The sequence below is a fragment of the Sorangium sp. So ce1153 genome (genome assembly GCF_051521595.1).
Classification (GTDB): Bacteria; Myxococcota_A; Polyangia; order Polyangiales; family Polyangiaceae; genus Sorangium.
Genome location: NZ_CP150361.1, coordinates 9,540,348 through 9,564,697, shown reverse-complemented (window position 1 = coordinate 9,564,697; position 24,350 = coordinate 9,540,348). Strand labels below are relative to the sequence as shown.

Below are 24,350 nucleotides of genomic sequence, written 5' to 3'. Positions count from 1 at the left end.
CTGGCACGTGGCAGGTACGGATGTCATGCCGAGTAGAACGGCGACCGTGTCTCGACGCACGGTCGCCGCAGGAGCGCCGCGCAGGCTCGTACAGCGCTGCGCGGCGTCCAATTGGCAACGCCGTCCCAGCTAGAACGACTGGTTGATCAGCACGCTCACGTTGTTGTCGAGGAAGTTGGTCGTGGCGATGTCGAGCTTGCCGTCGCCGTTGAGGTCCACCTCCGCCAGGCCGTAAGGCCTGCTGTTGCCGGTGGAGACGAAGGTGACGGGCTGGAAGGCGCCGGCTCCGTCGCCCAGCAGCACGCCCACCGCGCGGTTGTTGAAGCTGGTCGTGGCGATATCGGGCCTGAGATCGCCGTTGAGATCCGCGATCGCCACGTCGAGGAGAAAACCGCCGCCGACGGGATGAGCGACGGGGGTCTGGAAGGTGCCGTCGTCGTTGCCCAGCAGCACGGTCACGTCGGCAGAGTTCTGGTGGGCCGCGGCGATGTCGGGCTTGCCGTCGCCGTTGAGGTCCCCCACCGCCACGGCTCCGGGGCCGTTGCCGCCGGAGGCGTAGAGGAGGACGGACTGGAAGGTGCCGTCGCCGTTGCCGAGCCACACGCTCAGGTTGCTGCTGTTGAAATTGGCCGAGACGAGATCGAGCTTGCCGTCACTGTTGACGTCCGCCACCGCCACGTCGTTGGGGGTGCGGGCGTTGAAGGGGTCGGCGTAGTTGACGGCGGGCTGGAGGGTGCCGTCGCCGTTGCCCAGCAGCACGCTCAGGCTGCTGCCGACGAAGTTGGCTGTGACGACGTCGAGCCTGCCGTCGCCGTTGAAGTCCGCCACCTGCACGCCGACCGGTTGATTGCCCACGGCATAAAGGACGGGGGCCTGGAAGGTGCCGTCGCCGTTGCCCAGCAGCACCCGAAGGCCGCCGGTGCCGGGGACGTTGAAGCCCCCGACGAGGAGATCGAGCCTGCCGTCGCCGTCGAGGTCCCCCAGCGCCACGCCGCCGGGGTTCGTGCCGACGCCGCCGACGGGGGCGGCGGCCGTGAGGGTGCCGTCGCCGTTGCCCAGCAGCACGCTCGCGCTGGCACCGCTGACGTTGATCACGATGAGGTCGGGCTTGCCGTCGCCGTTGACGTCCCCCGCCGCCACGCCCTGGGGGCGGTTGAAGCCAGCGTAGTCCTGATTCGCCTGGAAGCTCAGGGTGGGCACGTAGCATGCCCCGGCCTTGCAGATCCCCGTGCTGCAGTAGATCCCATCCGGGGCGTCGGGGTTGGAGCAGACGCCGCTGGAGGCGTCGCAGGAGCCGGCCACGTGGCACTCGTCGCTCGCGGTGCAGGTGACGGGGTTGCCGCTGGTGCAGGTGCCGGCCTGGCATGTGTCGGTCTGCGTGCAGGCGTCGCCGTCGTCGCAGCCGGTGCCGTCAGGGGCGACGGGGTTCGAGCAGAGCCCGGTCTGCGGGTCGCAGGTGCCGGCCGCGTGGCACTGGTCGGACGCCGCGCAGGTCACCCCCGCGCAGAGGTCCTGGCAGGTGCCGTTGATGCACTGCGTGCCGTCGCAGCACGGCACCGTGGGGTCGCACGGCGCGTTCACGGCCAGGCAGCCCTGGCCGCCGCAGGTCGGATCGTAGAGCGGCGAGCTCGGGTCGAGGCTGGTGACGTAGTCCTGGGCGTGGGCGCTGTGCGCGTTGATGCACGCCTGTTCGTTGACGCGGATGATCGTGTACGGCTTCGTCGCGGAGCCGGTCCTGTGACAGAGCTGGACCGTACCGTTGACGTCGAAGTAGTTGCACTGCTCGGGGGTGAGCGCGCCATGGGCTTCGCCCACGGCCTCGTCGTCATGATCGCCGCCGGTCACGGAGGGGTCGGCGCTGGTGCAGCTCGCGACCAGCAGGGTGGAGAAAGCAGGGAACGCCAGATAGCCGAGAAGAGAGCTCTTGCGAAGGCGCATGTCTTGTCCTCTGTTTTTTTTTTGGTTCAAATAGGGGGTGCCGCGCGCTGCGGAGCCTGCGCTGGCTGGAGAAGCATCGGGTCAGGCACTTCAATTCAAGATCGATGCCAGTGTGATTACGCCGCTTGCGGAGGTGATGTCGAGGCAGGCCACTGCGCGTCTTCTACGTTGCGTTTCGCGCCGCCGCCGCGCGAGCCACCGGCTCCCGTGCTGAGATCGCGCCGAAATCAGGGCACACCGCTGCATCGGGCCCGTTTGCCCGGGTTCGCACACACCGCGGTACCGGACAAGGGCCACCCACGGGCCCGAGCGCGCGCCGCTGCTGCTGCCTGAATGTCTCAGCTGCGGGGCGCGACCATCACCTTCCTGAGCGACCGTGAACACCCTGACGAGAACGTCGACAGCGTGTTTGTCCGCATACTACTGGCCGGGCGAGTCAAGTAAATCGGGAAATGCGTTCGGACGATGGGTGGCTATTCGTGGACAGGCACTTTCATCGGTGTACAGTCGGGGCAACGTCTGTGCATTGGCGCCATGGCGAAGGCGGTCACGGGCTCGGCGTCGCGCGCCGGCCGGTGAAGGTGTCGGAGGCGATGGGCTCGCCGGTGTCGGTCGAAGGATCGAGCGGATCTTCGCCGTCCTCGAAGGTGCGCACGACGAGGGAGCCGGCGATCTCGTCGCAGCCCTGACCGACCGTGTCGAGGACGATATCGATCCGGGCCGTCGTCAGCAGGGCGTTGCCCTCGTCGTAGACGAACGCGAATAGGGCGCCCCGAGCGCCGTCGTTGCCGACCTTCTCCCAGCTGCCCTGCTGGTTCGAGAAGTTGTAGAGGGGCTGCGTCGAGGTGGTCCCGAAGAAGGACCCGTCAGCCGCGAACGTCCAGAAATCCCTCGCCCCGCCCGCTTCCGAGATCAGGTAGGTCCCGGCGCATCTGTGGGGGAAGCCGCTCGCCAGGGTGGGCGCCGGCCGGAGGGCGAGCCCGATGGCCGCGATCGGGAGCAACGAGATAGCAAAAAGAAGCCTTTTGCGCATACGTGTCGATCCTTTCCATGGACCAGGCGCCTGCTCTGGGCGCGACCGCGCGCCGGAGCGCCGCCACGCCGCCACGGGTCCGTTCGAGCGAGCGTGGAGAAACTATCTCTTCTCTCACGGCGGTGGCGCCGCCGGAAGCCCTCTCGGCGCGGGGAGCTACGGCGCGGATGACCGATGGTAGAGATGTCCATCGAGATACGCACAATCGAACTCCGTGACCGGGGTGGCGCCTGGATCGAGCGGGTCGACGCCCGTGGCGAAGATCTTGCCCTGGCAGCTCGCCGTGAACGTGTCCTTGCCCGGCGCAAATACAAGGACGTAGTCGACCACCGCGATCCCGGAGAACGCGGGCGCGGCGCCGGTCAGGTCGAAGTTGAGGTTGAGCGTGCGCACGGAGACCGTATGGTTCCCGGCGCGCCTCCAGGAGCCCAGGCTGTCGCTGAACGTGAACCCGCCGGCGCCGAACGTGACCTGATCCGAGAGGGTCATCCCAGCCGTGCCGTCCCGGTGGAGGTGCATGATCTCCGCGCGCTCCGGGAGGCTCGCCACGTAGGTCCCGGCGAAGTCCGTGCCCTCGGCGAGAGCGCCCCCGGCGCCGGCGAAGAGCCCCGCGGTCGACGCGGCGAGCGCCGTGGCTGCAAGGTGAATTCGAGAGATACGCATCGCTGAAACTTTCCTTTGTGTTGGAGCACCCGTTCAATCACGCCCGTGCGCCGGTCGCCGCCCACGTGCATCGTGACCGCCGACCCGTGGCTGTAGCTCGGCTGGTCATGGTCGACGTAGGTGTCGCGGACGGTGGTGATACCGCGCCGGAGCTCATGCACGTCCGGGCAGGCCCCGCGTTGCCCTCCTGACGGGGCCGAGGCGCGTGTGCCCTGATCGCGCACGGTAAACGTCAGCGCAGCGGCCCATCACGCTGTTTCACTGCGAATTCGCTGTGAATCACATCGCCCGGTCCGCGGCTCGCGCCGCTCCTCGCGCATCCCGCGGCGGAACGGCCGGGCGTTGGGCAACGCCCCACAGCTCTCCTGCGGGTGTGAACCCGGTGCGATTCACGCTGTTGCATCCGCAGGGTCACTCAGGTGAGCATGATGACCTCAATGGAAACTTCTCCGCAGACCGACCAGCGCGCGGCCATCGCGGCCGAGCTGGAGCGGGTGGTGACGAGCCCGGTGTTCGGGGGGTCTGCGCGGCAGATCCGGCTGCTCCGCTTCCTGGTCGGCGAGGTGCTCGCGGGCCGCGGCGCCGAGCTGCGCGCGCCTCTCCTCGCCACGCGCATCTTCGATCGGCCCGAGGGCTTCGACTCCACCGAGGACTCGATCGTGCGCGTCGAGATGAGCAAGCTCCGGCGCGCCCTCGTGCGCTACTACGCCGCGAGCCCCGCCGCCGCGGTGCGCATCGAGCTGCCGCGTGGCCGCTACGCCCCCGTCATCGCCACGGGGCAGGCCGCGCCCGACCCCGCCCAGCCCCGCGTCTCCCTGCGCGCCGCGATCGATCCGCCGCCCTCCGATCGGTCGGATCCACCGTCCCCCCGCGGGCCGCGGTTCCCGGCCAGCGCCGACGGGCCCGTCGTCGCGATTCTCCCCTTCACCTCGATCACCGCCGTCTCCGCCTCCTTGAACGCGGACGGGTCGGAGAGCGAGCTGCCGGTGCCGGGCTCGACCGGCACGCGGAGCCGCGCCATCGCCCACGGCCTGACCGACCGGCTCGGCGACCTGTTCATTCGCGTCCCGCGCGTGCGCGTGCTCTCGCGCGCCGCCACCCTGGATGAGGCCGAGGCGCGGGGCGCGCGCTACGTGGTCGAGGGGAGCGTGCGCCTCATCCCCGGCGCGCTCCGCGTGACGGTCAAGCTCCACGACACGACGCGCGGGATCCAGGTGTGGGGCAAGACGTTCGACCGCTCCGGCGTCGACGACCGCCTGTTCGCCGTCGAGGACGAGCTCGCCCGCGACATCACCACCTTGCTCGTCGCGCTGCCGCTCGGCGCGGTCCATGCCATCGAGGCCGAGGAGCGCTCCATCCACCCTCCGCGCTCGGCGTACGAGGTGCTCCTGCGCTTCCCCCGGTGGCTCGCCACCTTCGATGGCCGCCTGCAGGCCGAGCTCGCGGACCACTGCGCGCGCTTCCTCGAGCGCGACCCCGATGACGGGGTGCTGCTGGCCTATTCCTCATTTCTTCATGTGCTCTCGTCGTGGACGGCCGCCGGCAGGGATCACGACCGTTGCCGGTCCGAAGGCCATGCGCGCCGGGCCGTGGCGCTCGAGCCCAAGCTGGCGAACCCCCACCAGGTGCTCGCGTTCGTGCTGCTCGACGCCGGCGACGGCCCGGGGGCGCAGGCAGAGGCCAAGGTCGCCCTGAAGCTCGGCGGGCCGCTCATGTTCACGGGCTTCCTGCTCGCGCTCTCCGGCGACTGGGAGCGCGGCACTGCCATCCTCCGCAAGCATCGGGGCTTGACGAAGCGTTATTCCAGCAGCGTCCACCACGCCCTCGCGCTCGACGCCTGGCGTCGCGGCGACCACGCCGCTGCCCTCATCGAGGCCGAGGCCATCGCCACCCCCAACCTCGCCTGGGGCGCGCTCGACCGCGCCGTCGCCCTGGCCCGCCTCGGCCGCTTGGCCGACGCCCGCGCCGCCGGCCGCGAGCTCGCCGCCATCCTGCCCGAGGTCGCGCGGGATCCCCGGGCCGTCGTCCGCCGCATGACAGCGGACCAGGCCCTGATTGACGATCTCGTGGAGGCGCTCGCGCTCGCAGGGGTCGGCTGAAGCGGGGAGGCAGCGGCCGGGGGCCGCCGGCGCCCGCGTCCTCGGCTCTCCGGAGGATGCTCGGGGGACGAGCTCATCGCAGCACCGCCGCGCCCGCGTGGCGCCGGGCTCCAGCGTGCTGTCGGCCCAGGGCAAAGGCCAGCGCGGCCCCGAGCGCGACCAGCGGCGCGACCTGCAGGGCGCCGAGGAGGCCGATCCGGTCGGCGAGGACGCCGGTCACGAGCGGCGCCAGGGCCAGGCCGAGCAGGTTGTTGGCCACCGCCAGCGTCGCGAACGCGGTCGCGCGGATCGACGCCCGGATCATGCTGGCGACCATGGCGCTGGCCGGGCCGGCCGTGCCCCCGGCGAACAGCGTCCCGGCCCCGAGGAGCGCCAGCTGCGTGGGGCCTGCTTCGAGCCGGAAAGCCACGCTCAACAAGGTGCAACAGGTCAGGCTGTAGGCGAGCGCCATCCGCCACGGGCGAGCCGGCTGTCCGCGACTCAGCCGATCGGTCAACACACCGCAGGCGATCATGCCGGCGCCGCCGATCAGGACGAAGACGGCCGCGGCGGCGCCCGCCCGATCGACCGTCATTCCGTAGTAACGGTTCAGGTAGCTGGGCATCCAGGTCAGCACGGCTCCCATGACGAACAGGTGCAGACCGCTGCCCACGTAGACACAGACGATCGAGAGCGTCGGAAACAGCGCCTTCAGCACGGAGCGGAACGTCACCGGCTGGCGCGCAGGGGGCTGTGCGACGGCGGCGCGCCGGCCCTCCTCCAGCGCTGGTCGCAACCGCTGTTCGGTGATGGCGAAGCGGTAGATCGCGGCGAGGACGAGGCCGAACAGGGCCATGACGCCGAACGACCAGCGCCAGCCCAGCCTCGCCGCCACGTGGCCGCCGAGCGCCATGCCCAGCACGGCGCCGAAGGCGCCGCCGGCCGCGAAGGCGCCGCTCAGGCTCGCCCACTGGTGGCGCGGGAACACCGACAGCACCACGGCGATACCGACGCTGCCATACGCGGCTTCCCCGACGCCGACGATGAAACGAGCGACGAGCATCTGGCCGAAGTCGGCCGACAGCGCGCACCCCAGCGTCGCCACGCTCCACAGCGTCGCCATGAGGGTCATGCTCCGGACGCGGCCCAGGCGATCGGCCAGCAACGACAGCGGAATGGCGAGCAGACCGACCGTCAGCGCCACGACGCCGCTCAGGGCCCCCAGCTCGGTATCGGACAGGCCCCACGCCAGCTTCAGCGACGGGAAGACCGCGTTCAGGACCTGCCGCGACATGTAGTCGGACAGCAGCAGGCCGAAGCTCAAGGCAAAGACCAGCCAGGCGTAAGCGCGCCGCACGGCGGGCGTCTCGGGAAGATCGTCCACCTCGGGTTCGTGCGAATGCGGTGCCAAGCGGGTCTCCTTTCGTGTCCAGGCGCAGCTGTCCCCTGACGCGCGGAGCGTAGGCGCGCGGGCGACCCGGAGGGCGATGAATCCGCCGCGGCCCGGGCCGGGATCGCCTTCTCTGGCGCGCAGTCACCCGCTTCAAGGCTTGAGGCGGCCGACCTGGCCGCCCAGCCGGCGATTTCAAGGCTTGAAAAGGCTCTCCTGGCCGCCCAGCCGCCCGTCTCAAGCCTTGATCCGCCCCGCTGGCCCGCCGAGTCGGCCGTCTCAAGCCTTGAGACGGCCGACTCGGCGACCGAGTCGCCCGCTGCAAGGCTTGCATCAAGCCTTGCAGCGGGTCGCGGGCTCACGCGTCCGGGGAGGACGCCGGCTGGGCGGGCGGGGTGGCGGCCGGCGCGGCCGGCGTGGCGGGTTGCGCGGCCGGCGCGCCCGCCGGCCCGGGCGGCGCGGCCGGCTGGCCGGGCGGGAGCGCGTCGCTCACGCCGGCCGCGCGGTGGACCTCGGCGAGGTCGTCGAAGAGGAGCGGCAGGAGCTCCGGCTTGCCCAGGTGGGCGAGCAGCCCGCGCACGAGGCTCTTGTTGGCGTTGTAGACACCCAGCCAGGCCTCGCGCGCGGTCGACACCTCGGGGCCGAGCTCGAGCCGCTCGACGCGCGTGGCGCGCTGCTGCCGCTCGACGATCCCGAGCTTCTCGTGCACCTCCCGGAGCTCGGCCAGCCACGCCTCCGCGCCGCGGACCTTCTCGCGCTGCCGCTCGAGCTCGTCGGCGATGTGCCCGACCGCGGCGGTGAGCTTCGTGATCCGCCGGCGCGCGAGGACGCTCGGCATCTCGCCGCGGAAGAACACCTTGGGATCGACCGGCCTGCCTTTCAGCGAGTCGAGGTACGAGCCGAACCGCACGATGACGTCCCGCGCTTCCTCGAGCACCTCGGCGCTGTCGAGCTCCGGCGCGGGCTTGGGCTGGCGATCGAGGATGTCGGACATCGCCTGATCGGCGGCGAGCTGCTTGCCGATCGCGAACTCGACCATGCCGTCGAGGGCAGGGAGCTTGCCCATCAGGACCGCGGCCATCTGCTCGCGCGCGAACTTGCCGTAAATCTTCGTCTCGAAAGGATCGATGTAGGGGTCTGCCACAGGCGCCTCCTTGGGTTGAGCAAAACGGGCCCATGCTTTCCGAGCGCGGCTGGCCTTCGCAAGACCATGGCAGGGATCCGGCGCTGGCAAGGGTCGGGTGGGCCCGAGCGAGGGACGGCAGCAGGTGTCTCTCGGATCGGATTGCCCTGAGTGCTGCCCGCCGCGCGTGGCATGCCTGGGTCCTGTCACGTGGTGCAGAGCGAGCTCACATGAAGGCGTGAAGGCGGGAATAGGATGGAGCTTTTCTTCTCGCCTTCACCTTCGCCTTCGAGTGCTACCACCACCGCGTCACTCGGGACCCGCCGAGGCCGGTAGGCGCCGCATGAGCTCCTCGCGGTCGCCCGCATAAACGCCCCGGGGGAACGCACGCCGGTGTTGCTCGAGCATCAGGCGCGCCGCGTCGCCTCGGCCGGAGGTGAGCGTCACGATCGCCGCTCGCCACAGCCGGGCCTCGACGCTGGACAGGGCGTCGCCGCCCTGGAGCGGACCGGGCACTGGCCGCGGGCGCGACGGGCTGCGACCTGTCGCGCTGGGACCGCCGCCCGCGCCGCCGGCGGCCGGCTGGTCCGTCGGTGACGCGGGAGCCCAGGGGAGGGCCGGGCCGCGCTGAACGGCCGCCGGGAGCTGCGTCGAGCTCAGCGCGATCGCGCCGGCTGGCGGCGTCGCAACATCGTCTCTCCCACCCGTGGCGAACAGCGCGACCGCGCCCGCCACCACGCCGGCCGCTGTGTGGGCCATCGATCTTCCGACAGCGCGTGTCGCCACCCGCGATGTGCGCCGCGAGCTCGCCGCCCGGCTGGCATCGCCGCGGGACGGCGCGCGCCCGAGGGCGCGGCGTGCCCAGCCGAGCAGCCGCCGCAGCGTGCCTCCGTGGAGCGGCCCCGGCGCGGCGCGCGCCTCGCCTGCGCCGAGCGCGACGGCGAGCGGCACGATCAGCGCGCCGCGGCCGCGGTTCCGCGCCCGCCAGCGCCGCGCGGCGGCAGCGAGGCTCAGCCGCGCGAGCCGGAGGTGGTTCCACGTCGTGCCGCGCGGGATCGCGCGCTCCTCGGCGATGTCCTGGACCGCCTCTTCCTCGAGGTCGTGCGCGACAAGGATCTCACGGCGTATCGGAGGGACCTCCAGGAGCAGCTCCGCGAGGATGTCGCTCCGTTGCGCCTCGATGAGCCGTGTCTCGGAGTCCGGCGCGTCGCTGGAGAGCCCGTCCAGCGCCTCCTCCGGCCAGAGCTCCTCGTGCCGCCGATGGGCGCGCTGGCGCTCCTTGGAGATCAGGTTGAACGCGATCCGCAGGAGCCAGCCGCGCATGGTGCCGAGGCGGGGATCGAACCTGGGCAGCGACCGCGCGGCGCCGTGGAAGATCTCCTGGACCATGTCGTCTCGATCCGCGCCCCGGAAGCCCCGCCGCTGCACGTAGCGGCGGATCGCGGCCTGGTGCTCGGCCATGATCGCGTCCAGCGAGAGCGGTGGTTGCTCCGGGGCGGCGTCCGGCGGGAGCGGTGGTTGCTCCGGGGCGGCGTCCGGCTTGCGAGAAGGTTTCCCCATACAAGCCCAGTTACCCGGGGAGCTCGTTCACCATGTGAAGAACGTCATGCGGGGCTGATTCGCGCCGGGAGCACATGGTTACCTGGCGAGCTCGTTCAGCATTTCAAAAACGTCACGGCGGGCTGAATCGAGCCACGCTCGTTGCGTTCACGCGGGGGCGCTCCGCCCAGGGTGCGGGGACGCGGCGGCGCATTCCGGAAGCGCCTCTCGGATTGCCTGATGAGTGAGTCGATTTTGCTGTTTTCTCCGCGTCATGACGGCTTGACCGCAAAGAGACCCACCGCGTAGGGTGCCGAGTGGATGGGGTCCACAGGCCGGTTGCTCCTCGCGGTGGCCGCTGCATCCGTCGTGTGGAGTCGCGCGGCGATCGCCGCCTGCGAGGGGCCGCCTGCCGCACCGTCCGGAGCGGCCGAGGCGCGCTCCAGGGCCGAGGAGGCGTTCGCGCGGGGCGAGCGTGAGCGGCGCGCGAGGCGGTGGGACGAGGCCGAGGCGTCGTACCGCGCCGCGTGGGCGGCGGAGCCTCGGCCGGAGTTCGCGGGGGAGCTCGGCCTCTGCGAGCTCGCGCTCGGGCGGTTCCGGGACGCGGCGGAGCACCTGCGGGAAGCGCTGCTGTATCCGGAGACGCTCGCGGCGGCGGCCCGGCGGCGCTTCTCGGAAGGGCTCGAGCGCGCCGAGCGCGAGGTCTCGTCCGCGACCGTCGCGGTGAGCCGGCCCGAGGCCGAGGTGTTCATCGACGGCCGCCGGATCGGCCGCGGGCAGGCCACGTACTTCGTCTACCTCGATCCGGGGCGGCACGAGGCGAGCGCCCGGCTCGAGGGGTATGTCGAGGACACCTATCCTTTCGAGGCGCAGCGGGGCCGGGAGTCGATGATCGGCCTTCACCTGGAGGTCAAGCCCCCGCCGCCGGCCGTGGCGCCGGTCGCGCCTGTTCCGGCCGCTGCCGCGCCGGCGGCGCCCAGCGGCCCGTCGGCGGGGAAGGTGTTCCGCGTCGGCGGGATCGCGCTCGCGTCGGCCGGCGTTGTGCTGGGCACGGCCTTCGCCGTGGCAGCGGCGGTGCGCGGCGCCGAGGCGGAGGCGCAGGCTGCCCAGATCCGCGAGCGCAACGGGGGGGCGGCGTGCTTGTCCAAGGCATACTCCGAGCCGTGCGGTGTGCTGCTCGAGATGAACGACGCGCGCGGCACGCTGAAGGCCGCCGCATGGGGGAGCTTCCTCGGCGCCGGCGTCGTCGGCGCGGTCGCGCTCTCGTCGCTGCTGTGGGCGCCGGAGCCGGGAAAGCGCGCTGTGCGCGCGGCGCCGCTCGCGGCGGCGCAGGGTGGGGGCGTGATCTTCTCCGGCAGCTGGTGAGGCTGCGCTGGAGCCGGAAGGAGCAGTGCTGATGCGGAGCGTGCGGCAGAGAAGGGGGGCAGGGCGTTGGCTCCTCGGCTTCGGAGGGGTGGTGGCGGCCAGCGGGTGCGGCGGCGCCGGGGCGTACGACTGCGCGGAGGCGGTTGCGTGCGAGATCTGGAACGAAGACGGCACCAGCAACGGGCACTGCTGGGGGCAGTGCGTCCACGCGCCGCCGGACTCCTTCGGCGCGCCGATGCTCGTCTGGATGGGGTCCGAGGCGCTCGCGCCGGCGTCATGCGCCGAGCTCGTGCGGGTCGTCCCCGGGACCGGCGAGCGGATCCCGTTCGTCGGCGCCACGCGGTCGCTCTTCGCGTGGGCCATGCCGGAGCCGGCGCATGACTGCCCCCCGTGCGCGTGCACGGCGCCGGCGTGCGCGCTCCCGCAGACCGTGACGGCGAGGTCGATCGAGGCGTGCGGCGACGGCAGCGCGGGGACGCAGACGTCGTTCCTCCCGCCGGCAGGCTGGGACGGCTCGTGTGTGTCGCCCGGCACGGTGGCGGCGGAGCAGCTCGGCTCGCTCTCGATCGGTCCGGCGATCTGGGAGCCGTGCACGCCGATCGTGGCCGAGGAGCCCCCGCAGCCCCTCTCGGGAGGCGTGGGCGAGGTCGCCGTCGGGTGCAGCGGTGTGGTGGAGGACGAGCTGTGTCCGGGAAAGGGGGAGCTCTGCATGCTCGAGCAGCAGCCGGCCCATCTGCCTGACGGCTGGCGCCACTGCATCGTCGCGGAGGGGGAGCTCGGCTGCCAGCAGCCCGAGGGAGGGGCGGACCCTCGGAAGGTCTTCTCGGACAAGCTGGGGGTGTTCTACGTGAACCTGGTGACCGTGCCCGCGTGCTCGCCGTGCACCTGCGAGGCGCCGGCGACGAGCCGGTGCGAGGCGCACGTGGTCGCCTGGGAGGACGGCGCCTGCAGCGACATGCTCGTCAGCATCGATGTGAACGAGCGTGGGATTTGCGTGGTTCCTGAGCCGACCTCCAGCTTGGCCAGCGTGAGCGCAACGTGGCTCTCGAACGAGCCCGGGACGTGCAAGCCGACGCGCGGTAAACCCGACGACAAGGTGAACGGCAGGGCCAAGACGGTCTGCTGTCTGCCGAAGGTGCTGGAGGCGCTGTGACGGCCTGGTCGAGAACACCGGCGGGCGGCGGGCGCACCGCCCGCGGCAGGAGCCAACCGACGGTTCGCGGGCTCCTCGGGAGCGCGTGGGGGAGGCGGTGAGGTCGCGATGAGGTGGAACAGAAGGTGTTGGCTCCTGCGCGGGTTGATCTCGCTGCCGCTGGGGAGCCTGGGCGGCGCGCTGGTCGCGGGCGGCTGCGGCAGCGCGGAGCCGCCGTGCGGCTCGCCGTGGAATCCATGCCTCATCACCAACGAGGACGGCACGAGCAACGGCGTCTGCGCCGGGAAATGCGTGATACAACCGATGGACAGCTTTCACAAGCCGATGCTCCTGTGGATCGGAGACGCTGACGACCCCGAGCCGGCGTGCGAGGACCTCACCGGCCTCGACCTCCAGAGCCGCGATACGGTGCAAATCGCCTCGAGGACGTCCTTCCGGTTCCGGACGCTGCTGCCGGGCGACGAGCCCTGTCCCAAGTGCATTTGTAGCGTTCCGTACTGCTCCATGCCGGAGATCGTTGCGGCGCACTCGGATGCATCGTGCGAGAACACCCCTGCGGAGATGCTCAGGCCGTTCAATCCGCCGTGGAACTGGCAAGGCGAATGCACGTCTCCGGGGACCGTGCCGGCAGAGGCGTTCAGCGCGATCTGGATCGCGCCCGGGCCGGATGGCTCGTGCACGCCCTCCACCGTGGGCGAGCCCTCTCCACCGAAGAGCCCTGCGAAGATCGCGGTCGCGTGCAGTGGCGTCGTGACGAGCAACCGGTGTCCGGAGATCGGCGACGTGTGCATGGTCGACCAGCAAGAGACCAACGTGCCCCCCGGGTGGCGGTACTGCATGATCTCGCAGTACGAGGGGCCTCACGAATGCTATCCGCCCGCCGGTCCCGGGGAGCGGCCCAGGTTCTCGGACAAGCTCACCTTCTATGATCGAGACCTTGAGCAGAGCTGCGAGCCGTGCGTCTGCGTGCCCAGCCGCACGCCGAGGAAGTGCGTCGCGCGGGTGAGCGCCTACTCGGATCGCGCGTGTAGCGAGGGCGCGCTCCTCGGGACGACGCCGGTGACGGCCGGCGGGGCGGATCGGTGCCTGCGTCCCGAGGAGGACGGGGCGGCGCTCGGCAGCATCCGCGCCGAATGGGACGTCAACGAGCTGGGGCTCTGCGAGCCGGCCGGCGGCGAGCCGTACCCGACCACCGTCTGCTGCCTCCCCGAACCCACCGGGTGAGGGTGCGGTAGGTCCTTGAGGCCGGCGCCGCCCGGAGGTGATCGGCCTCCGCGGAACCAATCCAGCCTCACGAAACCCCGCCGCCTCGGGATCGGTCAGCTCCGCAGCGCTCCGCGGCTTCGACGCGGAGCGGCGCTACCAGGCACCTCCGAGCCGGAGGGGACGGCGCGCTGGCCGGAGCCGCTGCTACCCCTCACAGCCGAGCGAGCCGTCCATCTTCGAGCAGCACCCAGGGGGCTGAAGCCGAGTACGCCGCGGTCCCGGCGATGGGCAGGCTTGGCGCATCCGTGAGCTGTTCGAGTCCCTTGTCACGGAGTCGCGTGCCACGTTCGGTGAGGCGATAGACTTCCGAGAGCATCGGGTAACCAGCGTCAGGCGGCTTCGGCCCAGGCGCACGCGCCACAGCCGCGCTTGCATCATGGTCCGCCCAATGATTCAGGCGATCGGCAAGAAACAGATCTCCTGTATATGACAGGAACCCACGGAGCTCCGTTCCCTGCTGCGACTTATGGCAGAACACGGCAAGCGGCGTCCGCCATTCCTCTGACAGGAGCTCCAGCAAGAACTCGTCGAATCGGCTCAAGAGCAGGCGACCGTCCGGGGTCCTCCTTGCATGAAAGCAGGAGAGCAGGGCCCACAAGGACGCGAGCTCGGGGAACCCTTCCACGCCACGCACGCAACTTTCAACGAAGGGCAGGGGATCCGCGCCGGTGTACATCGTCCAGAGTTGCACGGCGAGATCGTAGCGTTCGCGTGGCCAGGGTTGAGCCTTGTCGAGGCGCTCTAGAAGAATCGCGTCAGGGCGATCAGACACCGAATCCGTACATTCGAACATTGGCGCTGGCTCGTCAAGGTCACGCGAGATGACCAGTGGCTCGAAATCGACAACCGCCACCTGATCGTACGAGACTCCGAGCCGGCGCAACCAGCTACAGGCTCGCCACAGGTTCACCCGCTCGTGCACGCCCGACGACGCCCACAAGACAACTGGCGGTTTCCAGCTGATCTTCGACGAATATAGCCGGTCGAACTTCTCGGACGAAGCCCAGAACGTCTCACGCGCGCGGGCATGCTCCTCGGCGTCCTGGCGGCTCGGACCGATGACGAGGCAATCAGACGCAGGCACGACGCTGGACGCGCCCATGCGCGACAGCTGCTCCGCTGTAGGCGTATCGAAGGCAACATGGATCGCATTGCGAAGGGTCGGACGATCAGTCATGGTCACTCAAATCCACACTCGTAACATTCAGCGTACTTGTATGGATGCTTGTTGACGCAGTTTCTCTGGCAAATCGCACAGAGAGTCTTTTTGTACTCGATCTGACGAGTGCACGGGTAACCCTTGGCCTGGCAGGCTTCGAACATGTCGGTGCATGTGTTGCTCGGCGAGCAGGCCCCCGCCATCTCAAGCTGTGCGCTTCCCACTTCTTCGTCTCCTTCGCCGTTGTTCGGGAAATCTCCCGCCCCTGCGGATTCTGTCGGATATCCAGCACCCGCGCTTCCCGTCTCCACCGTGTCGCAGGTGTAGGACAAGTCGCACGCCGACGCGAGCACCATCACGAACCCGCCGCACAGCACGAACGCGCACGCGGTCTCCAAGCGGTCTCCCATGCTTTCCTCTTTATTCGGATGGCCGCATCCGTTCTCCCGCCGGGAGGGCGGCGTCAACGGTGATCGAGGTCGCTCCTCGGGACGACGACGGTGACGGCCGGTGAGGTCGATCGCTGCATGCGTCCCGAGCAGGATGGTGCGGCGCTCGGCAGCATCCGCGCCGAATTGGAGATCAACCAGGTGGGGTTCTGCGACCCGGCCGGCGGCGAGCCGTACCCGACCACCGTCTGCTGCCTCCCCGAACCCACCGGGTGACCCGGCGCTGAACGGCAGCGGCGGCAGCGGTCCCCGCGGGCGCGGTCCCCGACAAAAGTACTTTCCACAGCTCCGGTGGTTGCCGTTACGATGGCCATTCCCATGCCTGCGCCCGCCGACCCACCTCACCGCTTCCCCCAGACCTCCTGGGGGCTGGTCGGGCGGGCCGGCCAGCCGCTCACCCCCGAGGGGCGGCAGGCCCTCGCCACGCTCTGCGAGCTGTACTGGTATCCCGTCTACGCCTTCGTGCGCCGCCGCGGCGCGCCGGCCGACGAGGCGCGGGACCTGACCCAGGGCTTCTTCGCGCGCCTCCTCGAGAGGAACGATCTCTCGGTGGCCGACCAGGACCGCGGGCGATTCCGCTCGTGGCTCGTCGCGTGCGTCAAGCACTACGTCGCGAACGAGCGCGAGCGCGCCCGCGCCCAGAAGCGCGGCGGCGACGCCGCGCTCCGCGGCTTCGACGCGGACGGCGCGGAGCGGCGTTATCAGGCAGAGCCGGCGCACGTGCTCACGCCGGAGGCGCTCTACGAGCGGCGCTTCGCCCTTGTCCTGCTCGAACGAACGCTCGCGGTGCTGCAGGACCAGTATGCGCAGGCCGGCCAGGCGCGGCTCTTCGAAGCGCTCAAGGGGCGGCTCTCCGGGGAAGGCGACGAGCGACCGCACAAGGAGGTCGCGGCGTCGCTCGGGATGAGCGTGGAGGCGGTGAAGACCGCGACTTCCCGCCTGTACGACCGCTACGAGCGGAACCTTCGCGAGGAGGTGGCGCGCACGGTCGCGCGCGTGCAGGACGTGGACGAGGAGCTGCGATCCCTGCTCTCGTCGCTCGGGGGAGGTTCCGTCGATGGACGGTAACCTTCACGGCGGGATCCGGAATGACGGGTGATGGCTCCTCGAACTGACGCCGCTGCCGCCCTGGCCCCGACGGTCCGCGCCTGCCCGACATGCCGGTCGGAGATGCCGCAAGATGCGCCGCATGGACTCTGCCCATCCTGCCTGATCGCCCGCGTGATCGACGGCCGCGCACCGCGGTCCGAGCCCGACCCGCCTGGCCAGGAGGGTAGCCCCCTCCCGTCGTTGCGCCTCGGCGCCTACGAGATCCTCGAGCTCCTCGGCGAAGGCGGCATGGGCGTCGTCTACCGGGCCCGACAGGTCCTCGCCGATCATCGCACCGTCGCCCTCAAGATGCTCCGGAGCGGCCCCTTCGCGAGCGACGCCGCGGTGCGGCTGTTCCAGCGCGAGATTGCGGTCGTCTCCCGGCTGGATCACCCCAACATCGTGCCGATCTACGATGTCGGCGAGCACGAGGGGCGCGCCTACTTCACGATGAAGTTCATGGCCGGCGGTACGCTCACCGACCGCCTCGAGCACTACCGCGACCCGCGCCGCGCCGCCGGGCTGGTCGCGAAGCTCGCCCGCACCGTCCACGAGGCCCACCGCCGCCACATCCTGCACCGCGACCTGAAGCCCGCGAACATCCTCTTCGACAAGGACGGGGAGCCTTGCGTGGCGGACTTCGGGGTGGCCAAGCAGCTCGGTCACGAGGGCGGCACCATGACCGGCGACCGCGTGGGAACGCCCGGCTACATGGCGCCGGAGCAGGCGAAGGGCCTCGCGAAGCGGGTCACGGCGGCGGCCGACATCTTCAGCCTCGGCGTCATCCTCTACGAGCTGCTCACCGGGCAACGCCCCTTCGACGCCCCGACACCCATGCAGTCGTTGCGCCGCACCATCGAAGAGGACCCGGCCGCGCCGCGCGCCCTCCGCCGCGACCTGTCCCGCGATCTGGAGGCCATCTGCCTCACCTGCCTCCGCAAGAAGCCCGAGCTCCGCTATGGCTCCGCCGAGGCGCTCGCCGACGACCTGGAGCGCTGGCTGCGCCACGAGCCCGTCGTGGCCCGCTCCCCCGGTCGTGTCGAGCGCGCGCTCCTCTGGTGCGCCCGCCATCCGGCCGCGGTGGCGCTGATGCTGGCCGCGACGCTCGCGTTCGCGGGCGCGGTTGCCACCGCGCGCGCCCAGCAGGCGGCGCGCCGGCAGGAGGTGCTCGAGGGCAACGTCTACGCGGCGCGGGCCGTGGCCGGCGCGGTGCTCGCTCAGCTCTCGCACTACGGCGTGCTCGTGTCCCGCGCCGCCGCCGATCCGCGGGCCGCTGCGCTCCTGGAGCAGCCGCGTCTCATGGCGCTCGATGAACTCCGCAAGGCGTACGTCGGCCGGGACGGCGGCCCCTCGCTGGGGGCCTGGTTCGTCGTCAATCGGGAGGGCGTGCTCCTCCTGCACTGGCCGCGGGCGTCGGCGCCTCTGGGGAACTACGACTTTCGCGATTACTTCCAGGGCGCCCGGCGCCTCGCCGAGGGGCTGGATCCCGGCGTGGCGTATGTCTCCCGCGCCTTCCGGTCGGAGACCGACCACCAGTACAAGTTCGCCCTCGCGGCCCCCATCCGCGGCGCTTCCGGGGAGTTCGCCGGGGCGCTCATCGCCACCATCGCGACGGACTCCCGGCTCGGTGCGCTCCAGCTCAGCGACGGCCGTCGGTCCGCGGCGCTCGCCGCGCGCCGCGACCGCGAGCGCGGCGGTCCGGCTCCGGCGAGCGACGAGTTCACGGTGCTGGTCCACGACGGCCTCGGTCATGGCGAGAGCGCCTCGCTCCGCAGCGCGACGCTGAGCGGGCTCCTGCCAGGGGGGCCAGCGCCCGGCGCGCCGGCGCTGGATCAGCTCCGGCTCCCGCCGCCCGATCGGGTGGCCTCCGTGGACGACTGGCGCGATCCGCTCGCCGAGCGCGATCCCGCGCAGTACGGCGGCGACTTTCTCGCCGGGATCGCGCCGGTTGGCCACACCGATCTCGTGGTCATCGTCCAGAGCCGCGCCGACGAGGCCACCGCGCTCGACGCCGACCCGCGCCTGCGGCTGGTCGCCTGGAGCGGCGTCGTCCTGGCCCTGTTCGGCCTCGCCTTCGCGGCCGCGTCGGCGGCACGGCGCCGTCGCCGCCGTCTTGCCTACGAGCGGTAGGCCTCCGCTGCGCGCGCCGTCACGCGTCTTCGGGCGGGGAGCCGCGCCGAGCGCGGATCTTCGCCTGCACGTCGGGCGGGAGCGAGCGCACGTAGTCCTCGGGGAGCAGCCGCAGCACCTCGTCGGGAGCCAGGAGGAGCCGCTCCTCGGGGGTGAGCCCCGCGATCCGCTGCTCTGGCGTATAGGCGGCGAGCACCTGCTCGCTCGGTAACGCCGCCAGCACCGTCTCCACCGGCAGGGTCGCCAGCAGCTTCGCCATCACCTCGTCGAAGCCCTCCAGCTCGTGCATCGCCATCGCGCTCTCCTTCGCCCCTACCTGCTGGGCCAGCCACCGGCGAGCCTCGGCAGTCCGCGCCCCGCGGTGACCGAACAAGTGTAGCAGATCGTCGTCCTCGGCATCGGCCACCACGTCGATCTCGACCACGTACAGCGCGAACGCTCCCCCTCGGAGCTGCCAGTAACCGCCGGCGAGGTCGCGCCACGTCAAGCCCAGCGCCGCAGCGTCGACGTCGAGCGGCCTGTTGCGCGAGGGCAGCAGCACCACGCCGGCGAGGTCGGATCGCGGCCCGAGCCGGCCGGCGGCGTCGGCATAGTGCAGCGACAGGTAGCCCCAGAGCCGGTCGAGGTCGCGGCTGCGGTAAGTGCGCCGGACGCTCTTGAACTCGACGATCGTTTCTCTGGGCAAGAGCGGCCATAGCCTCCGCAACGTGCCGGCCGGCTCGCCGGCCTCGCCTGGCGCGTCGTTGCGGAGCAGGAGGTAATCGGCGCGGGGCGGCTCGGTCGCGAGGGGCACCTCGCTCTGGACCTGGAAGTGGCGGGGGCGGCGCTGGCGCAGCAACGACGCGAGCATCACATGCCAGGCGGTCCGGGTCGAGCCCATGGCTCCCTGTACTGGGCAGCTCCGACACAGACAAGAAATGATGAGCGCGCGAGACGCTTTTCAAGGCCTGATCCATCGCATTACGACGATGGGGAACCTTTCGTCTCACATTCTCAGGGAGAGCGTACTCTGTCGATCTACTTCGCGAAGAGCGACCCGTTCCAGACGTAGCGCACCGGCTGCGCTCCCCCCCACGGCAAGAGCAGCGGCTCGAAGCCGCCGACAGGCCCCTTGTCCTGGTTGAAGGGATACGTCTGCTCCGTCCACTCCACGGCTCGCCCGGGGGCGAGCTCGATACCCACCTTGTCGCCCACGCGCACGAACTTGAGCTCTCCGGAGACCTTCTTGTCGCCGACGCTGCGCGCGACCTCGGCCGCGAAGATGCGCTGGATGCTCTCGCCCTCGACCCGGAAGATGAGCACCACGTCGCGGTCCACGGTCCCGCCGCCCGCCTCCTTCGGCGCCGCCGCGCGCACCGTGCCGTGGACGATGATCTCCGCCTTCCCGTCGCCGGTCAGGTCGCGCGCGCTCACCGAGCGGATGTCGGCCGGCGAGGCGAACTGCGCCAGCGTCATGAACGCGTACCCCGTGCCGCCCCGGAAGCCCTTGCCGAACACGACGAGATCGCGGTCGTGCAGGAGCACCCGCTCGGGCTCGCGGCCGCTCGCCACGTCGGCGCCCAGGTCGAACCGCGGCTTGCTCGACGAGGCGCCCCGGTCGCGCCGGTAGAGCGCGTACACCTTGTCGAGCATCTCGGCCGGCGAGAGCGCGGGCGGCTTCGCCGCGCCCCGCGCCTCCTCGGGCCTCGCGGCCGCCGGACGCGGCCCCGCGGCCGCGGCCTGCTTCTGCTCGCTGGCCTTCGTGAACACCGCCCCCGTCAGCTTGTAGAGCTGCGACTTGATCGACCCCCACGGCAACAGCAGCGGGTCGTACGTCGTCTCCACCCCCTCCGCGTAGTTGCTCGCGTCGTACCGGGTCGCCTTGCCCGGCTCCACGCGGATCGCCATCTTCGCGCCGTCGGGGACGAACTCGACCTCGTTGACCACGGAGCCCTTGTCCGTCGCGATCGCGACCTCGTGCTGGAAGATCGGCTTCGGCGTGTCGCCGGCGCCGAACTGCAGCACGTGCATCACCTCGCGGTACTTGGCGCCGCTGCCGGACCGCTTCCGCAGGATGAGCTCGGCCTGGCCGTCGCCCGTCACGTCGCGCGCCGTGAGCGACGGCAGCATCCCGTCGTTGGCGTCGATCCCGAGGTCCTCGAAGTAGTACTGCGCGCCCTTCCGGAACCCGGGGCCGAGGACGATCAGGTAGCGCTCGTGGACGATCACCCGCTCGCGCATCGCGTCCCCGGCGACGTCGGCGACGAGGTCGTACTTCGCGGCGCCGCGGATGCCCTTGCTCCGCAGGAGGCCGTCGGCCAGCGCGAGCTCCGGCTCGGTCGCGAGCGGCGAGAGCGACGCGTACGCCTCCGAGGCGGCGCTGCCGACGACGGCGTCGACCCCCCCGCCGCCGTCGACGTCGTGGGCGAAGAACCCCGCCCGCAGCCCGACCCGGGTCGTCGCCGCCTCGGGGAACGCCGACCAGGGGATGCTCGCCTCCAGCGTGTACCCGCCGCTCCGGGGCGCCTCGACCACCTTCGCCCCGGCCACCGCCTTGCCGCCCGGGAGCTTGACGCTGCCCGCGGTCTTGCCCGGCTCGCCCGGGTACAGCGCGACCTCCTGGACCTTCCCGCCCGGGAAGCCGAGGACGAGCTTCACGTGGTCGGCGCCGCCGCGCAGCGCGTCATCGGTCACGTCGGCCGCCACGTAGACGCGCGCGTCGTCATAGGCGATGGCCGCCTGCGCGGAGAGATCGGCCTTGCTCGGCTTGCCCTTCACCCGGTTGCCGAGGGAGACGAGCGCCACCGGCCACTCCTTCGGGACCCCGTCGAGCTTGAGCCACTTCGACTCGACCAGCGGCGCCGCGAGGGGCGCGCCGGCGGCGAGGGCGGGGGAGGGCGCGGCGGCGTTCAGGGCGACCAGCGCGACCAGCGCGGCCGGCGCCAGCGCGGCGAGGCGAGAACCGAGGGCGGGAACCCCCGGCGCACGGAAATTGGGTGTTCGACGTCTCATAAGCTCGGGTTTGGACGCCTTTCCGCGCCCGCTTGTTCTTACCACGAGCACTTTGTTTCCGGATCGCCCCGCGTGAGCGCGCCAGCGCCCGAGCGCGGCCCGGGCGGCTACCTCGGCGCGGCGGAGGAGGGGCCGGCGACGCCGGCCCACACCGGGCTGGTCAGCGGGGCTGGGTGGACGCGGCGAGGCGGGCAGGGCCGGCGTCGGCGGGGCGGATCCGGCGGTACACGAGCTTTGCGATCTCGACGGCCGGCACGATGAGCGCCGAGAGGACGAGCAGGAGCATCCACTCGTTCGTGGACATCGCGTAGGTGCGGAAGACAGGGCGCAGCGCGGGCACGAGCAGCGCGATCAGGTGGATCGCCGCGCTCGCCGCGACCGCCAGCAGGAGCGGCAGGCTGACGAGCGGCTTCGACGCGAAGATCGACGTCACCGGGCTCCGGCAGCTCCAGGCGTGGAAGAGCGGCGACAGCGCGAGCAGCGAGAAGGCCACGGCGCGCGTGCGGAGCAGCGCGTCCTCGGTCTGCTCCGACGTCGCGTAGAGCGCCACGGCCGCGAGCCCCATGATCGCGCCGACGTAGAGGATCCCGAGGTAGTCGCGCTTCACGAGCAGGCCCTCGTCGCGCGGGCGCGGCGCCTCGGCCATGAGCTGCGGATCCGGCGGATCGATGCCGAGCGCGAGCGCCGGCAGGCCGTTCGTCACGAGGTTGATCCAGAGGATCATGAGCGGCGTCAGCGGCGGCCACTTGCCGAAGAACGAGACGACGAACACCGCCACGAGCAGGCCCATGTTCGACGAGAGGAGGAAGAAGATGAACTTCTGGATGTTGCGGTAGATGGCGCGCCCCTCGCGCACCGCCTCGACGATGGTCGCGAAGTTGTCGTCCGCCAGCACGAGGTCCGCCGCCTGGCGCGCCACGTCGGTGCCGCCGCGCCCCATCGCCACGCCGATGTGCGCCTCGCGCAGCGCGGGCGCGTCGTTCACCCCGTCGCCCGTCATCGCCACGATGTGGCCGTGCGCCTTGAACGCCCGCACCAGCCGGAGCTTCTGCTCCGCCGTCGTCCGGGCGAAGACGCGCAGGTGCATGATCCGCCGGGCGAGCTCCTCGTCGCCCATCGCGGCGAGCTCCGCGCCGCTGAGCGCCTCGTCGCCCTCGTCCCAGAGCCCGATCTCCTTCGCGATCGCCGTGGCGGTGAGCCGGTGGTCGCCCGTGATCATGACGGCGCGGATGCCGGCGCGGCGGCACTCGGCCACCGCCTCCTTCACCCCCTGCCGCGGCGGGTCCATCATCCCGACCAGGCCGAGGAACGTGAGCTCGCGCTCGACGTCGGCCTCGTCGCGGCTGACCCGGACGCGGCGGCAGATCGCGAGCACGCGCAGCGCGGACGCGCTCATGCCATCGGCCTCGGCGAGGATCGCGCGCCGGTCGTCCTCGGTCAGCGCGCGCACGCCCTTGTCGTCGGCGAACTTCACGCAGAGCGGCAGGAGCACGTCGACGCTCCCCTTCACGTGCGCGATCTCGCGGCCGCGATCGTCCCGCGTGATCACCGTCATCCGCTTCCGGTCGCTGTCGAAGGGCAGCTCGTGCACGAACGCGTGCGACGGCGCCACCGACTCGCGCGAGAGGTCGCCCTTCGCGGCGAGCGTGAGCAGCGCCGCCTCGGTCGGGTCGCCGACGATGTTCCACCGGCCGGTCGCCTTGTCCTCGTTGAGGGAGGCGTTGTTGCAGAGCGCCGCCGTCGCGAGCAGGTACGTGAGGGGCGCCGACAGCTCGACGACCTCCGCGCCGGACTCGTCGCGCAGCGCGCCGCCCGGGTTGTACCCCTCGCCGGTCACCGTGTACTTGCGGCCGCCCGCGTACACGTTCCGGACGGTCATCTCGTTCTGGGTGAGCGTGCCCGTCTTGTCCGACGCGATGATCGTCGCGGCGCCGAGCGTCTCGACCGCGGGCAGCTTGCGCACGATCGCCCCGCGCCGCGCCATGCGCTGCATGCCCAGCGCGAGCGTGATCGTCGTGATCGCGGGCAGCCCCTCGGGGATGGCCGCCACGGCGAGGCTCACGCCCTCGAGCAGGAGCTCGTGCCACGGCCGGCCGCCCCGGATGAACCCCCAGCCGAGCAGCACCGCGGAGAGCCCCAGGCACACCCGCAGGATCACCGAGCCGAAGCGGTCGAGGCGCTCCTCGAGCGGCGTCTTCTGGTCGCCGACCGAGCGGATCATCTCGCCGATGCGGCCGAGCTCGGTGTTCACGCCGGTCGCGGTCACCACCGCGCGCCCCTTGCCGCGCACGACGCTCGTGCCCGTGAAGACCATCGTGACCCGGTCCCCGAGCGGCGCGTCGCCCGCGACGGGGGCGAGGGCGTCCTTCACCGCGGCCGCGCTCTCGCCCGTCAGCGCCGCCTCCTCGGTCGCGAAGCTGATCGTCTGCACGAGCCGCGCGTCGGCCGGGATCGAGTCGCCCGCCTCGAGCTCGATGATGTCGCCGGGCGCGACGTCCTCGGCCGCGATGACCACGGTCTTGCCGCCGCGGCGCACGCGCGCGTTCGGCGCGCTGAGCTTCTGGAGGGCCTCGAGGGCCGCCTCGGCGCGCCGCTCCTGGTAGTAGCCGAGGAACGCGTTCAGGATGACGATGAGCAGGATCGCGATCGCGTCGCCGAACCTGTGGAGGAAGCTCTCCGCCTTGTCGGCGGTGAAGCCCACGACCACGGCGATCGTCGCCGCGGCGAGGAGCGTGAGCACGAGCGGGTTCGCGAACTGCTCCAGGATCCGGACGAGCGCGCTCTTCTTCTTCGTCTCGGGGAGGCGGTTCTTGCCGTGCTCCGCGAGGCGCCTCTGGGCCTCGTCCTCGGAGAGCCCGCCGGACGAGCTCACCCCGACGCGCTCGAGGAACGCGCCGACCTCTTCGGCGTGCACGGGGATGGGGGCGGAAGGCGGAGCGGCGTTCGACTCGGGCCGGCGGAGCGCCGTGGCGGCTTGGCTCATG

General features: G+C 71.4%; 18 protein-coding genes. 7 read left to right on the top strand and 11 right to left on the bottom strand.

Translation table 11 applies throughout. The features are described from left to right. Positions 1-129 precede the first annotated feature (129 nt). From WME85_RS34275 to WME85_RS34265, 3 genes are all read right to left on the bottom strand, one after another. Positions 130-1,938 carry an FG-GAP repeat domain-containing protein gene (locus WME85_RS34275; protein WP_437827320.1) on the bottom strand — a complete coding sequence of 603 codons (1,809 nt, stop codon included), beginning with the start codon at positions 1,936-1,938 and terminating at the stop codon, positions 130-132. Positions 1,939-2,485: 547 nt separating this feature from the next. Beyond that, positions 2,486-2,971 carry a hypothetical protein gene (locus WME85_RS34270; protein ID WP_437827319.1) on the bottom strand — a complete coding sequence of 162 codons (486 nt, stop codon included), beginning with the start codon at positions 2,969-2,971 and terminating at the stop codon, positions 2,486-2,488. Positions 2,972-3,127: 156 nt separating this feature from the next. After that, positions 3,128-3,634 (bottom strand): hypothetical protein, encoded by a 507-nt coding sequence (locus tag WME85_RS34265; protein ID WP_437827318.1) that lies wholly within the window; start codon positions 3,632-3,634, stop codon positions 3,128-3,130. Between the two features lie 437 nt (positions 3,635-4,071). Between WME85_RS34265 and WME85_RS34260 the strand changes: the two genes are divergently transcribed. Next, positions 4,072-5,733, top strand: a complete 1,662-nt coding sequence (locus tag WME85_RS34260; protein ID WP_437827317.1) for a hypothetical protein — start codon at positions 4,072-4,074, stop codon at positions 5,731-5,733. Between the two features lie 73 nt (positions 5,734-5,806). Here WME85_RS34260 and WME85_RS34255 read toward each other — a convergent pair whose 3' ends face one another. The 3 genes from WME85_RS34255 to WME85_RS34245 form a co-directional block, all read right to left on the bottom strand. Further along, the gene (locus tag WME85_RS34255; RefSeq protein ID WP_437827316.1) at positions 5,807-7,123 is read right to left on the bottom strand and encodes an MFS transporter; all 1,317 of its coding nucleotides are present in this window, start codon (positions 7,121-7,123) and stop codon (positions 5,807-5,809) included. 337 nt (positions 7,124-7,460) lie between these two features. Beyond that, on the bottom strand, positions 7,461-8,246 hold the full coding sequence (locus tag WME85_RS34250; protein WP_437827315.1) for a hypothetical protein: 786 nt from the start codon (positions 8,244-8,246) through the stop codon (positions 7,461-7,463). A gap of 288 nt (positions 8,247-8,534) precedes the next feature. After that, entirely contained in the window at positions 8,535-9,785 is a 1,251-nt protein-coding gene (locus WME85_RS34245; protein WP_437827314.1) for an RNA polymerase sigma factor, read from the bottom strand. A gap of 300 nt (positions 9,786-10,085) precedes the next feature. Between WME85_RS34245 and WME85_RS34240 the strand changes: the two genes are divergently transcribed. The 3 genes from WME85_RS34240 to WME85_RS34230 all read left to right on the top strand — a co-directional run bounded on the left by WME85_RS34240 (position 10,086) and on the right by WME85_RS34230 (position 13,506). Next, entirely contained in the window at positions 10,086-11,129 is a 1,044-nt protein-coding gene (locus WME85_RS34240) for a hypothetical protein (protein ID WP_437827313.1), read from the top strand. A 40-nt stretch (positions 11,130-11,169) separates the two neighbouring features. Beyond that, a complete protein-coding gene (locus WME85_RS34235) occupies positions 11,170-12,282 on the top strand; it encodes a hypothetical protein (RefSeq protein ID WP_437827312.1) in 1,113 nt (370 codons plus the stop codon). A gap of 144 nt (positions 12,283-12,426) precedes the next feature. Then, positions 12,427-13,506: a hypothetical protein gene (locus tag WME85_RS34230; protein ID WP_437827311.1), complete on the top strand. Its 1,080-nt coding sequence runs from the start codon at positions 12,427-12,429 to the stop codon at positions 13,504-13,506. A gap of 193 nt (positions 13,507-13,699) precedes the next feature. Here the strand turns inward: WME85_RS34230 and WME85_RS34225 are convergent, their stop codons facing one another. Together WME85_RS34225 and WME85_RS34220 are read right to left on the bottom strand one after the other, a co-directional pair. Beyond that, entirely contained in the window at positions 13,700-14,725 is a 1,026-nt protein-coding gene (locus WME85_RS34225; protein WP_437827310.1) for a hypothetical protein, read from the bottom strand. A gap of 2 nt (positions 14,726-14,727) precedes the next feature. After that, complete coding sequence (locus WME85_RS34220) at positions 14,728-15,117, bottom strand: hypothetical protein (RefSeq protein WP_437827309.1); 390 nt, start codon at positions 15,115-15,117, stop codon at positions 14,728-14,730. Between the two features lie 117 nt (positions 15,118-15,234). On the opposite strand from WME85_RS34220, the gene WME85_RS34215 reads away from it, so the two are divergent. The 3 genes from WME85_RS34215 (at position 15,235) to WME85_RS34205 (ending at position 18,375) form a co-directional block, all read left to right on the top strand. Further along, positions 15,235-15,372: a hypothetical protein gene (locus WME85_RS34215; RefSeq protein WP_437827308.1), complete on the top strand. Its 138-nt coding sequence runs from the start codon at positions 15,235-15,237 to the stop codon at positions 15,370-15,372. Between the two features lie 102 nt (positions 15,373-15,474). After that, positions 15,475-16,224: an RNA polymerase sigma factor gene (locus WME85_RS34210; protein WP_437827307.1), complete on the top strand. Its 750-nt coding sequence runs from the start codon at positions 15,475-15,477 to the stop codon at positions 16,222-16,224. A 153-nt stretch (positions 16,225-16,377) separates the two neighbouring features. After that, on the top strand, positions 16,378-18,375 hold the full coding sequence (locus WME85_RS34205; RefSeq protein ID WP_437827306.1) for a serine/threonine protein kinase: 1,998 nt from the start codon (positions 16,378-16,380) through the stop codon (positions 18,373-18,375). Positions 18,376-18,394: 19 nt separating this feature from the next. Here the strand turns inward: WME85_RS34205 and WME85_RS34200 are convergent, their stop codons facing one another. From WME85_RS34200 to WME85_RS34190, 3 genes are all read right to left on the bottom strand, one after another. After that, on the bottom strand, positions 18,395-19,255 hold the full coding sequence (locus WME85_RS34200) for a hypothetical protein (protein ID WP_437827305.1): 861 nt from the start codon (positions 19,253-19,255) through the stop codon (positions 18,395-18,397). 137 nt (positions 19,256-19,392) lie between these two features. Next, on the bottom strand, positions 19,393-21,366 hold the full coding sequence (locus tag WME85_RS34195; RefSeq protein WP_437827304.1) for a hypothetical protein: 1,974 nt from the start codon (positions 21,364-21,366) through the stop codon (positions 19,393-19,395). Positions 21,367-21,526: 160 nt separating this feature from the next. Beyond that, positions 21,527-24,349, bottom strand: a complete 2,823-nt coding sequence (locus tag WME85_RS34190) for a cation-translocating P-type ATPase (RefSeq protein WP_437827303.1) — start codon at positions 24,347-24,349, stop codon at positions 21,527-21,529. Position 24,350 lies beyond the last annotated feature (1 nt).